The 12,707-nt window shown below is 66.5% G+C and carries 10 protein-coding genes; 6 read left to right on the forward strand and 4 right to left on the reverse strand.

From position 1 onward, the window contains the following. Nucleotides 1–532: 532 nt before the first annotated feature. From mutS to ACN5W5_RS13750, 4 genes are all read left to right on the forward strand, one after another. Nucleotides 533–3,133 carry a DNA mismatch repair protein MutS gene (mutS, locus tag ACN5W5_RS13735; RefSeq protein WP_420049054.1) on the forward strand — a complete coding sequence of 867 codons (2,601 nt, stop codon included), beginning with the start codon at nucleotides 533–535 and terminating at the stop codon, nucleotides 3,131–3,133. Further along, nucleotides 3,130–3,957: a peptidase gene (locus ACN5W5_RS13740; protein WP_420049055.1), complete on the forward strand. Its 828-nt coding sequence runs from the start codon at nucleotides 3,130–3,132 to the stop codon at nucleotides 3,955–3,957. The genes mutS and ACN5W5_RS13740 overlap by 4 nt, the downstream gene beginning before the upstream one ends. A gap of 126 nt (nucleotides 3,958–4,083) precedes the next feature. After that, a complete protein-coding gene (locus tag ACN5W5_RS13745) occupies nucleotides 4,084–4,923 on the forward strand; it encodes an alpha/beta fold hydrolase (RefSeq protein ID WP_420049056.1) in 840 nt (279 codons plus the stop codon). Nucleotides 4,924–5,277: 354 nt separating this feature from the next. After that, a complete protein-coding gene (locus ACN5W5_RS13750; protein WP_420049057.1) occupies nucleotides 5,278–7,263 on the forward strand; it encodes a PAS domain S-box protein in 1,986 nt (661 codons plus the stop codon). Between the two features lie 31 nt (nucleotides 7,264–7,294). Here the strand turns inward: ACN5W5_RS13750 and ACN5W5_RS13755 are convergent, their stop codons facing one another. The 3 genes from ACN5W5_RS13755 to ACN5W5_RS13765 form a co-directional block, all read right to left on the reverse strand. Beyond that, entirely contained in the window at nucleotides 7,295–8,599 is a 1,305-nt protein-coding gene (locus ACN5W5_RS13755) for an MFS transporter (protein ID WP_420049058.1), read from the reverse strand. A 41-nt stretch (nucleotides 8,600–8,640) separates the two neighbouring features. Further along, the gene (locus ACN5W5_RS13760) at nucleotides 8,641–9,465 is read right to left on the reverse strand and encodes an undecaprenyl-diphosphate phosphatase (RefSeq protein WP_420049059.1); all 825 of its coding nucleotides are present in this window, start codon (nucleotides 9,463–9,465) and stop codon (nucleotides 8,641–8,643) included. 99 nt (nucleotides 9,466–9,564) lie between these two features. Then, nucleotides 9,565–10,152: a hypothetical protein gene (locus ACN5W5_RS13765; RefSeq protein ID WP_420049060.1), complete on the reverse strand. Its 588-nt coding sequence runs from the start codon at nucleotides 10,150–10,152 to the stop codon at nucleotides 9,565–9,567. A gap of 125 nt (nucleotides 10,153–10,277) precedes the next feature. Here ACN5W5_RS13765 and ACN5W5_RS13770 point away from each other — a divergent pair, with 125 nt between their 5' ends. Further along, nucleotides 10,278–10,403, forward strand: a complete 126-nt coding sequence (locus tag ACN5W5_RS13770; RefSeq protein ID WP_420049061.1) for a hypothetical protein — start codon at nucleotides 10,278–10,280, stop codon at nucleotides 10,401–10,403. 91 nt (nucleotides 10,404–10,494) lie between these two features. Here the strand turns inward: ACN5W5_RS13770 and hutC are convergent, their stop codons facing one another. Continuing rightward, entirely contained in the window at nucleotides 10,495–11,232 is a 738-nt protein-coding gene (gene hutC, locus ACN5W5_RS13775; protein WP_420049062.1) for a histidine utilization repressor, read from the reverse strand. Between the two features lie 140 nt (nucleotides 11,233–11,372). Here hutC and ACN5W5_RS13780 point away from each other — a divergent pair, with 140 nt between their 5' ends. Next, on the forward strand, nucleotides 11,373–12,704 hold the full coding sequence (locus ACN5W5_RS13780) for a YjiH family protein (RefSeq protein WP_420049063.1): 1,332 nt from the start codon (nucleotides 11,373–11,375) through the stop codon (nucleotides 12,702–12,704). The last annotated feature ends 3 nt before the right edge of the window (nucleotides 12,705–12,707 follow it).

Raw genomic sequence — 12,707 nt, forward strand, 5'->3', positions numbered from 1 at the left:
GACTGGTTCCTTCAGATGCACCGGAGTGCCGTAATTTACATTTGGAGACAAAGCTCACGCTTTTGTTGCCCGCAGGATACATACCTTGGTCCTACGGCACAAGCACAACATCCCTCAAAAGAATGAACATTTGACGAATTGGCTTGTAACACCAGTCACATTCAGGTACGTGACGGCGGCGGAGGCACTCGGTGGGTTGGGCGATCAGATTGCAGGCGGCACGGCATAATTTGTCCCGTCCTGACCTGCGGTGACAATCAGGCAGGAACCCTCTTCCGATCGCCGGATGGCCGTGCCGGAACTCAAAGGGGGATGCCACTGGAAGTGGCACATGGACGCAGCGATTGCGAAACGGCGTCCTTTCGGCTTCGTGAAATCCCCAGGCCCCTTCAGGGCCACAACGGGGTCTGCCTCATGAAGCACCCAAACACCCCGCCAGGGACTGGCAGATATTTTTGTTGGATGAGCGGCGTTGATGCGCGAAAGCAAGAAACCTGAAGGAGACGGCGCAGCGCCATCCCAACACACCCCCATGATGCAGCAGTACCTCGCCATCAAGGCCGGGTACCCGCACACGCTGGTTTTCTACCGCATGGGTGACTTCTACGAGCTGTTTTTTGGCGACGCCGAGAAGGCCGCGCGCCTGCTCGATATCACGCTCACGCAACGCGGCCAGTCGGCCGGCGAGCCGGTGGTGATGGCTGGTGTGCCGTTCCACTCCATCGACAACTACCTCGCGCGGCTCATCAAGCTCGGTGAATCCGCCGCCATCTGCGAGCAGGTGGGCGACGTGGCCACGGCCAAGGGCCCGGTCGAGCGCAAGGTGGTGCGCGTGGTCACGCCCGGCACGCTGACCGACAGCGAGCTGCTCTCCGACAAGACCGAAGCCGTGCTCATGGCCGTGCACCCGGGTGCGCGCACCGGCGTCGGCCTGGCCTGGATGTCGGTCACGCAGGGCATCGTGTTCCTGGCCCAGTGCGCGAGCGACGGACTGGCCGACTGGATCGCCCGCATCGCACCCGGCGAACTGCTCTACAGCGCCGAAGTCACCCCCGCGTTTGAAAAAAGCGTGCAGGCGCTCGCGGCCCAGCCACTGGCCAGCGGCCAGCGGACCGTGGCCGTGCTGCGCCCGGCCTGGGCCTTTGACGGCACCCTGGGCGAACGCAAACTGCTCGAACAACTGGGTGCCGCGAGTCTGGCCGCCTGGGATGCGCAGGGCCTGACGGATGCGCACGCCGCTGCCGCCGCCCTGCTCGACTACGCCGAACACACGCAGGGTCGCGCGCTCAGCCACGTGAAGAGCCTGCACGTGGCGCGCAGCAACGAGCTGATCGACCTGCCGATCACCACGCGGCGCAACCTCGAACTCACCCACACCCTGCGCGGCGAAACCAGCCCCACGCTGTTCTCGCTGCTCGACGTCTGCCAGACCGGCATGGGCAGCCGTGCGCTGCGCAGCTGGCTGCTGGAACCGAAACGCGAGCGCTCGGAGGCGCGCGCACGGCTCGACGCCATCGGCCTGCTGCGCAGCGGTTTCGCCAACAGCCTGCGCAGCGCGCTCAAGGGCGCCAGCGACGTGGAACGCATCACCGCGCGCACCGCCCTGCGCCAGGTGCGCCCGCGCGAACTCGTCGGCCTGGGCCAGACGCTGGGCCGCGCACAGCAACTCGCCCAGGCCCTGCACCACGGCCTGCCCGCCGGTGGCCCGGCGCAGCTGCAGCAGATCGCCGCCGACCTGACACCGCCCGCCGGCTGCGCCGATCTGCTGCTGGCCGCGCTGCTGCCCGAGCCGGCCGCGCTGGTGCGCGACGGCGGGGTGATCAACGACGGCTTCGACGCCGATCTGGACGAGCTGCGCGGCATCCAGACCAACTGCGACGGCTTCCTGATTGACCTCGAAACACGCGAACGCGCGCGCACCGGCATCGCCAACCTGCGCGTGCAGTTCAACAAGGTGCACGGCTTCTACATCGAAGTCACGCAGGGCCAGGTGGACAAGGTGCCCGACGACTACCGCCGACGCCAGACGCTGAAGAACGCCGAGCGCTTCATCACCCCCGAGCTCAAGGCCTTCGAAGACAAGGCGCTGAGTGCCCAGGAGCGCGCGCTGGCGCGCGAGAAGTGGCTCTACGAACACCTGCTCGACGAGCTGCAGGCTTACATCGACCCGCTCACCCGCCTGGCCCGCGCACTGGCCGCTCTGGATGCGCTCTGCGCCCTGGCCGAACGCTCGCTCACGCTCAACTGGAGCGTGCCCCAGTTTGTGGCCGAGCCCTGCATCGAGATTCGCGGCGGTCGCCACCCGGTGGTGGAAGCGCGCCTGAATGAGACCACCGGCGGCAGCTTCATCGCCAACGACACCGTCATGGGACCCAAGCAGCGCATGCAGGTCATCACCGGCCCCAACATGGGCGGCAAGAGCACCTACATGCGCCAGGTCGCGGTGATCGTGCTGCTCGCCAGCATGGGCAGCTACGTGCCGGCCCAGGCCTGCAGGCTCGGCCCGATCGACGCCATCCACACCCGCATCGGCGCCGCCGACGACCTGGCCAACGCGCAATCGACCTTCATGGTCGAGATGACCGAGGCCGCGCAGATATTGAACGCTGCGACGCCCCAGAGCCTGGTGCTGATGGACGAGATCGGCCGCGGCACCTCCACCTTCGACGGCCTGGCGCTGGCCGGCGGCATCGCCGCGCACCTGCACGACAAGGCCAAGGCCTTCACCCTCTTCGCCACCCACTACTTCGAGCTCACCGAGTTCCCGGCCGGCCACCACGCGGCGGTGAACGTGCACGTGAGTGCGGTCGAAGGCGGTGGCAAGAGCGGCATCGTGTTCCTGCACCAGATCGAACCCGGTCCGGCCAGCCGCAGCTACGGCATACAAGTTGCAAGGCTCGCCGGCGTGCCGGCGGCGGTGGTGCAGCACGCGCGCCACGCGCTGGCCGCACTGGAAAGCCAGAGCGAACAGAGCCGCAGCCAGGTGGACCTGTTTGCGCCACCGCCGCCGAGCGCCGAACCCGAAACCCATCCCTTGCTGACCGCCCTGCGGGGCATCGACCCCGACGCTCTGAGCCCGCGCGAAGCGCTGGACCAGCTCTACCAACTCAAGAAACTCAGCCTGCAACCATGACTTATTGCGTCGCCGTCAAACTCAACGCCGGACTGGTCTTCCTGTCCGACTCGCGCACCAACGCGGGCCTGGACCAGATCAGCACCTTCCGCAAGATGATCGTCTACGAAAAGCCGGGCGAGCGCTTCATGTGCCTGCTCTCCGCCGGCAACCTGAGCATTTCGCAATCGGTGCGCGAGATCCTGCAGGTGGAACAGGTGGAGGACATCGACGGCGGTAAGCCTATCACCATCTGGAACGCCAGGAGCATGTTCGACGCCGCTCGCGTGCTGGGTTCGGCCGTGCGCCACGTGTACGAACGCGACGGCGAATCGCTCAAACGCGCCGGTGTGGAGTTCAACGTCTCCATGATCTTCGGCGGACAGATCCTGGGCGAGGGCATGCGCCTGTTCCAGGTCTATTCGGCGGGCAACTTCATCGAGGCCACGGCCGAAACGCCGTTCTTCCAGGTCGGGGAATCCAAATACGGCAAGCCGGTGCTGGACCGCGTGATCACACCCGAGACCCCACTGGACGAGGCCGCCAAGTGCGTGCTGGTGTCCATGGACTCCACGCTCAAGTCCAACCTCTCGGTGGGGCTGCCGCTGGACCTCGCGGTGTACGAGGTCGACAAGCTGCAGAGCGACAAGATCACCTGCATCGACGAAAACAACCCCTACTTCCGCATGGTGCACAACACCTGGGGCCAGAAGCTGCGCGAGGTGTTCGACAGCATCGAACACCCCACCTGGGACGGCGCCCACACCGAAGTGCCCCTGCTTTGCAGCAGCGCGCGCAACCAGCCGCTGAAGAAGATCTCCAACTCAAAAGAGAAACTTATCTAACCCCCGCGCCGCCTTCGGCGTCACCCCCTTCCAGGGGGCGACACTGACCGTCCGGCAAAGCCGGCCCGGCGGTGTCCTTGGTTGGACAATTCGCGCCGGTTGATCGGCGCTGAACACCTCTTCCAGATGTCCCTCATCATCTTCTCCCACGCCAACAGCTTCCCCGCCAGCACCTACGGCGTGCTGTTCAAGTCGCTGCGGGCGCGCGGCTTTTCCGTGCGTGCGCCCGAGAAGTTCGGTCACGACCCGGCCTACCCGGTCAGCAGCAACTGGCCGCACCTGGTGCAGCAGCTCGCCGATTTCGCGGCCCCGGAGATTGAACGCCACGGCCAGCCGGCCTGGCTGGTCGGTCATTCACTGGGCGGGTTCCTGAGCCTCATGTGTGCCGCGCGCCACCCGGCACTCGGCGGTCATGGCGTCAAAGGGGTGTTGCTGCTGGACTCGCCGGTGCTGGGCGGCTGGCGCGCCCGGGCGCTGGAGCTGGCCAAGCGCACGCAGCTGGTGGGCTCGATCTCGCCCGGCAAGATCAGCCGCAAGCGCCGCAACGCCTGGCCCGATGCACAAGCCGCGTTCGACCACTTCGCCCACAAGAAGGCCTTCGCCCGCTGGGAACCGCAGGTGTTGCGCGACTACATTGCCCACGCCACACACGACGAGACCACCGCGCAAGGCACGCGCCGGGTGCTGGGTTTCGAGCGCGATGTCGAAACCGCGATCTACAACACCTTGCCCCACAACCTCGACCGGCTGCTGCGCCGCCACCCCCTGCAGTGCCCGGTGGCCTTCATCGGCGGAACCGAATCGCTGGAGATGAAACAGGTCGGCATGGCCATGACGCACAGGCTGGTGGGGCGGAACCACCCCGAGCGCCTGCTCATGGTGGAAGGCAGCCACCTGTTTCCGATGGAAAAGCCCCAGGAAACGGCGGCGACCATCGACGCCGCCCTGCGCAGCCTGGGCGCCTGATTAGGGCCTGTTCACACTATTTTTCCAAGTGCGAATGGGCTGAAAACAGCGCCAATCTAGGCGCGCGACGACGGCCAGACTGGGCGTCTGGCCTAGGAGTGCAACAACGAGTGGCGCTGTTTTCAGCCCATTCCCTTCGGGTTGCGGCCAAAAAGGCCATGCGCGGCGTTGCGAAGCCTTGCCGGGGGGCGACCCCGGCTGCGTTTCGCGCCTTGCGCATGGCTTTTTTGATCCGCAACGCATCTTGGAACAATAGTGTGAACAGGCCCTGGGACAAACGGCGAAACTGCACCGGGTTTCCCCTGCTGTACCCGTCACCGTCCAAGCCCCGGCTCCGATATATATTGGACAGGCGTGTACCGCACGCTGGCACAGGCACACTCCACCCACTTCATGACGACCCCTGCGTCAAGCGCCACACCGCCCATCGCTGCCCTGCCGTGGCAGCGCCTGCTCGATTGGGACCCCCAATCCCGCAGCGCCTGGCAACGCTTCACGGTGGCCATCCTGCTCACCCTGCTGGCGGCCTGGCTGCGTGTTGCCCTGGCACCGGCGGAGTCGGGCGGGCGCTTCATCACGCTCTCGCTGGCCGCGGCACTGGCCGCGCTCTATGGCGGATTCGCCGCCGGCATGCTCAGCACCCTGCTGGGCATGGTGCTGGTCAATTTTTTCCTCGTCAAACCCTACCTGGCGTTCGCGTTCGACAACCCGGGCGAAGCCTTCTGGCTCAACCTCTGGCACCTGCTGACCCAGCTGGTCGTCGTGGGCGCCATCTGGCTCATGCAGCAGAGAAACCAGCATCTGCGGGAAGCCAGCGAGCTGGCCCGCATCAGCCAGCAGCGCTTTCTCGACACCTTCGAACACGCTTCCGCCGGCATCTCGCACGTGGCACTGGACGGCCGGCTGTTGCGGGTGAACGAGACCTTTTGCCGGATGGTCGGCTACACCGCCGACGAACTGTTGTCCCTGCGGTTCCAGGACCTCACCTACCCCGGCGACATCGACCCGGATGAAAAATTCATCAAACAGGCATTGGCAGGCACACGGGACAGCTACGCGCTGGAAAAGCGCTACATCCACAAAGACGGCCACACCGTGTGGGCACACCTGACCGTGGCGCTGATGCGCCAGAAGGCCGGACTGCCGGACTATTTCATCTCCGTGGTGCAGGACATCTCCAGTGTCAAGGCCGCCGATGAGGCCGTTCGAAAGAACGAGCGCCTGATGCGCCAGGCGCAGGCCCTGGCGGGTTTCGCCAGCTGGGAGGCAGACATCGCCGCCGACCGCTTCCGCGCGCTGAGCGGTTCGTTCCAGCGCCTGGGCCTGCCCGTTGCGGAGCTCAGTGGCGCGGAGCTGCACAGCTTCACCCACCCCAAAGACCAGCAGCGCCTGGTCCAGGAGTGGATGGACGCGGTTAAAAACACGGGGGCCTACAACTCGACCTACCGCGCCCGCATCGACGGCGCAGACCGCTGGTTCAGCGTGCGTGCCGAATTCGAGCGCGACGTTGAGGGCCGGGCCGTGCGTGCCTTTGGCGTCACGCAGGACATCACCGAGCGCAAGCGCGCCGAACAACAGGTGCGTCGCCTCAACGCTTCGCTGGAGCAACGCATCCAGGAGCGCACGCGCGATCTCAAGGCTGCCTACGACGAACTGGAGAGCTACTCCTACGCCGTCGCCCACGACCTGCGTTCGCCGCTGCGCATCATCAACGGTTTCGCCCAGGCGTTGGGCGAAGACAATCCCGGGCTCGATGCCGCCAGCCACAACCACCTGCAGCGCATCATGGGAGCCAGCAAAAAGATGGGCCTGCTCATCGACGGCCTGCTGCAACTCTCGCAGATCGGGCGCGGTGAAGTGCAGCACCAACCGGTCAACCTCAGCGCCATCGCCACGCGTCTGCTGGAAGAACTGGCCGCCGAATCACCGCAGCGATCGGTCACATGGGCGGTGGAACCCGATCTGCACGCCTCGGCCGATCCCTCGTTGATCGATGCCCTGCTGCAGAACCTGCTGCACAACGCCTGGAAATACACCGTGGTCACACCGCAGGCGCACATCCGGGTGTTCGCCCGCGAGATGGAGGGTCAGACCCATTTCTGTGTGAGCGACAACGGAGCGGGTTTCGACATGGCCCGCGCTGAAAAGTTGTTCCAGCCCTTCCAGCGCCTGCACCAGCCGCACGAGTTTGAGGGTCTGGGCATCGGGCTGGCCACCGCACAACGCATCGTGCTGCGCCACGGCGGGCGGCTGCAGGCCAAGGCCTCGCCCGGCGAAGGCGCCACCTTCTGCTTCACCCTGCCACCGCCCGAAGCCTCCGACCCCTATCCGCCGGGCTGAAGACCGCGAGACGGCGCACGGGTTGCCCCGTTCAACCGCCCGAATCCCGCCGGTCGTGCGCTGCTTCGGTGCCGTCATCGGCGGGCCGTGCATCCGCGGCCGCCGGGGCATCGGCCAGGCTGCGCGGGTCCATCTGCAGCACGGCCTGCGAACCGCCCCCCATCAGCACAAAGCTGGCCTTGTCTTCGGTCGGCACGGCCGACGCCGCCGGCAGCCGCTTGAGCGTGTAGAGCGCCAACGCGCCGAGCACCGCCGCAAAATACAGCATGAGGCTCGAAGAACCGGCCACGTCCATCACCACCCCGGCCAGCGTCGGGCCGAGCGCGGCCCCGATGCCATGGATCAACAGCAGCCCGCCCGTGAACTCGACCAGCCGGGTCGAGTCGATCACGTCGTTCACGTGGGCCACCGCCAGGCCGTACACCGCAAAGATCAGGCCGCCAAACACCAGGGCCAGGGGCACCAGCGCATCGCCCGAAAACTGCGCCAGCGCGTAGCCCAGCCCGGCCACCCCCGCGCCCAACAGGCAAACCCAGAACAGCACCAGGCGGCGGTCGTGGCTGTCCGAGTAGTGGCCCACCGGCCACTGGAACAACGCGCCACCCAGGATCGCCGCCGCCATGAACGTCGCCACCGAGCCGTCCGCCAGCCCCACGCCCTGGGCGAACGCCGCCGCCAGGCCGTAGAAGGCGCCCGTGATCAGGCCCGAGGCCAGCGCGGCGGCCATGCCCATGGGCGATGCCTCGTACAGGTTGCGCAGGCTCAGGCGCGGCGCATCGACCGGCTCGGGCTCGTCCACCGGCGTCATGGTGATCGGCAGCAGCGCAAACGAGAACATCACAGACACCATGGCAAACGGCACAAAGCCGAGCCGGTCGCCCACCAGGATCAGCCACTGCCCGAGCGCCAGCGCCACGAAGTTGACTGCCATGTACACCGCAAACAACCGACCGCGGTGTTCATTTGGCGCGAGCGCGTTGAGCCAGCTCTCCACCACGATGTAGAGCCCCACCATGCACACGCCCGTGACCAGCCGCAGCAGCCCCCAGAACCATGGATCGACCCACAGCGCGTGCAGGATCGGCATGGTCGAAGCCAGCGAGGCCATGGCGGCAAAGGCGCGGATGTGGCCCACGCGCCGGATCACCGCCGGGCAGAAGAAGGTGCCCACCACGAAGCCGGCGAAATAGGCCGAGGTCACCAGCCCCAGCGTGAGACTGGAGAACTCGGCCAGACCGGCGCGCAGGCCGAGCACGGAAAACAGCAGGCCCACGCCCACCACCAGCAGACCCACGCCACTGAGCAGGGTGGACAGGCGCCAGAGCAGCGGTCCCATGCGGGCTTTCTATCGCCGAAAGTGGCGGAGCGTCAACCGCGTCATGCCACCCAGTCGACCCAGCCGAAATGGGCGGTCAGCAGGATCAGCGCACCGAAGGCGATGCGGTACCAGGCGAACGGCACGAAGCTGTGGCTGGCCACATAACGCAGCAGCCAGCGGATACAGACCCAGGCGCTCAGAAACGCAAACAGCAGGCCCACGGCAAACAGCGGCAGATCGGCCATCGAAAGCATGTCGCGCGCCTTGTAGAGGCTGTAGGCGCCGGCGCCGATCAGGATCGGAATGCCCAGGAAGAAGCTGAAATCGGTCGCCACCTTGCGCGACAGGCCGAACAGCATGCCGCCGATGATGGTGGAGCCTGAACGGCTGGTGCCGGGGATCAGGCCGAAACACTGCGCCAGTCCCACCTTCAGCGCGTCCAGCGCGGTGAGATCGTCCAGATCGTGCACACGCACGCTGGCCTGCTGGCGCCGCTCCGCCCAGAGGATGACGAAGGCCCCCAGGATGAACGCGGTGGCCACCACGGTCGGGGTGAACAGGTGGGCCTTGATGGCCTTGCCGAGCAACAGGCCCAGCACGACCGCGGGCACACAGCCAATGACCACGTTCAGCGTGAAGCGCTGCGCCGTGGGCTGCGAGGTCAGGCCCAGCAGCGTGGCGCGCAGGCGTTGCCAGTACACGATGATCACCGCGAAGATCGCGCCGGTCTGGATCGCGATCTCGAACACCTTGGCCCGCTCGTCGTGAAAGCCCAGCAGGCTGCCCGCCAGGATCAGGTGACCGGTGGAAGAAATCGGCAGGAATTCGGTCAGGCCCTCCACAATGCCCATCAGGGCGGCCTTGATCAGCAACACAACATCCATACACGCCCGCGCTTGCGCGGCCCACAAAAAAAGAACAGGCCAACCGCTGGCCTGTTCCGGTCTGTCAATCGTACCCGCTGGCGCTGCGGCGTCCGTGCGTCAGCGCGGCAAGGGATCGAGCTGCAGTTCCAGCCCGCCGGGCACCACGCGCAGCGCACCAGGCTGGTAGCCCCGGCGCCCGACCGCCTCCAGGTCTTCGGGCTTGAGCCGGTGGACCACCAGATCGGGCAGCAGTCCCTCGACCAGCGCGCCGCCCAGGCGCTTGAAACGCGCCGCATGGGTCGGTGCCATATCGGACAGGAGCATGTTCTCCAGGCGCACATCGGTGAGCCGCACCGTGTTGTCACCCGGCTCCAGACGCAGCCCGTAGCTCAGGCTGAGCGTGCCCCGCTGTGTGCGCGTTTCAACCAGCGGCATGCCCACGGTGAAATCCAGCTGGGTGCCGATGCGGTTCTCCGCCGGCATCAGCCGCAGCCGGGGCGTGTCCAGCGTGACGTCGAACAGCTCCAGGTAACGGTTGCTGCGCGGGAACTGGCGCGCGATCGCCTCCATCAGCTTCTTCTCGGAAATCTTGACGGTGCGCGGGCCGGTTGGCAGTGCCGCGCAGCCGGTCAGTGCCCAGGCAGACAGCGCACCGGCCACGAGCACGCCGGTTTGAAGCAGGTGTCGTCGGGCGGTGTCGGGCATGCGATGTTCCTTTGCAATGGATGGGTCGCGCCCATTGTAGAAACACCACAGCCCGCCCCCGAACCGGTCGCGCGGCACCGTCGCGCCACGGGCCCTGCAACGACCGGTCAACCCAGGAGCCCCCCATGAGCGCCAGCACCCCTTTCTCGCTCTCGCCCGACCAGGAGCACCTCGCTCACCGGCGCGTCAAGGCCCGACTGGGCTGGTACACCCACGCCTATATTTCAATGCCTGTGTCATCAGCGGCCTGACCGTGCCGGGCTGGTGGCAAGGTTGCCTGTGGCACCGGCCCAGTGAAACGCACACCAGCAAACTCACGGGAAAGGAAAAGAACGAAGCAGACTAAAAACTGCCGGTAAACCGGTACCGCGCCGCTGGGTGCCACATCGCCGCCACCGACGCCACCTGGCCCTGCGAATGGGTCTGCCGACGCAGCACCAGACAAGGCTCCTCGGGTGCCATGTGCAGCATCTCGGCCACGTCGCGCGGCGGCAGGCAGGCCTCGATGACGAAACGCACGCCCTGTAGCGGCGCCACGCGCATCAGGTAGGCATTGGGCGTCTGGCTCGCGAAGTCTTGCCCAAGGTAATCGGGCGCCACCGACGGGTTGACGTAGCGGTCTTCCACCTGGATCGGCTCGCCGTCCTCGAAGTGCACCACCACCGAATGGAACAGTGGCTGCTCGGCCTTCAGCCCGAACTGCCGCCCCAGCGCCTCGCCGGCCTTGGTGCGTTCGAGCTTGTGCAGCTCGCTGCGGTGCACGTGGCCGCGCGCGGCGATCTCCTCGGCGATGTTGCGGATCTCGACCAGCGTGGCCTGGTACTTCTGCTGCGCCACGTAGGTGCCCGAGCCCTGCACCCGCTCCACGATCTGCTCGTCGCTCAGCTCACGGATCGCGCGGTTCACCGTCATGCGCGACACGCCGAAGGCGCGTGCCAGCGCCTCTTCGCCCGGGATCGCCTCGCCCTCCTGCCAGGTGCCGCTCTGGATCTGCGCCAGCACATGCTGCTTCACCCGCAGATAGGCGGGCTTGCGGTCGTCGGCGGGCGCGGCGGGCAAGGGGGTGGAACCGTTGGTCATAGGGTTTCTACCGAGGTGCAAACCGATGAAGTGGTATTGACAGGTGGGATTATGGCCAGATAAAGTTGTATATACATTTCGAAGACAACAATTTCGATATGTACAGACATACCATCGAAACCGCCCCGAGGAAACCGCCCATGAACACCCGCACCGCCACGGCGTCCAGCCCGCCCGTCCCCGCCGCCGCCTTCCTGCGCCTGCTGGCCTACAGCAGCATCGGGCTGGTGATGTTTTTCCTGCCGCTGGAGATCGCCGGCAAGACCACCATCCTGTTCGACCACGCCGCCACCTACCTCGCGCAGCAGCAGCGCAGCCTGTCGATCGCGCTGGTGCTGGCGCTCATGGCCTGGGGCGCGGCCGCGCCCTTCGTCAAGGGCAGCTGGCGTGCGAACACCACCACCGCCGTGTTCAGCGTGCTCAAGGTCCTGGGCCTGGTGCTGGCGCTGATGTATCTGTTGAAACTCGGGCCCGCACCGCTGTTCGAAAAAGACATGCTGCCCTTCCTGTTCGACAAGCTCGCGCTCACCGTCGGCCTGATCGTGCCGCTGGGCGCGGTGGCGCTGGCCTTCCTGGTGGGCTTCGGTCTGCTGGAGCTGGTGGGCGTGCTGATGCAGCCGGTCATGCGGCCGATCTGGCGCACGCCGGGCCACTCCGCCATCGACGCCGTCGCCTCCTTCGTCGGCAGCTACTCGGTCGGCCTGCTGATCACCAACCGCGTCTACGGCGAAGGCAAATACACGGCGCGCGAAGCCGCCATCATCGCCACCGGCTTCTCCACCGTCTCGGCCGCCTTCATGGTCATCGTCGCCAAGACGCTGGGGTTGATGGAAGCCTGGAACTTCTACTTCTGGTCCACCTTCGTGATCGCGTTCGCCGTCACCGCCATCACCACCTGGCTGCCGCCGATCTCGCGCATGGACAACACCGGCGGCGTGAGCGGCGCCCTGCCCACCGGCCGCAACCGCTGGCAAGCCGCCTGGGACGCCGGCCTCGTCCAGGCCAGCAACGCGCCTCCGCTGTGGCGCGTGCTGCGCGACAACCTGCGCGATGGCCTGGCCATGGCCAGCGCGGTGGTACCCACCATCCTTGCCGTCGGTCTCATCGGCCTGCTGCTGGCGCGCTACACCCCGGTGTTCGACGTACTGGGCCTGTTGCTGCTGCCCTTCGTGTGGCTCGGCGGCCTGGCCGAACCGGTGGCCACCAGCAAGGCCCTGGCCTCGGGCCTGGCCGAGATGTTCCTGCCAGCCCTGATGCTCAAGGGCGCCGACCCGGTGGTGCGCTACGTCGCCGCCGTGGTCTCGGTCAGCTCGGTGCTGTTTTTCTCCGGATCGATTCCCTGCGTGCTGGCCACGCGCATCCCGATCTCGCTGCGCCAGATGGTCGGCGTCTGGTTCGTGCGCACGGCGCTGAGCATCCTGCTCGCCGCCGGCGCCGGCCACATCGCGTTTGCCCAAGGCTGGATCGCCTGACCT

It is taken from the genome of Hydrogenophaga sp. ZJX-1, from assembly GCF_048590325.1.
Classification (GTDB): Bacteria; Pseudomonadota; Gammaproteobacteria; order Burkholderiales; family Burkholderiaceae_C; genus Hydrogenophaga.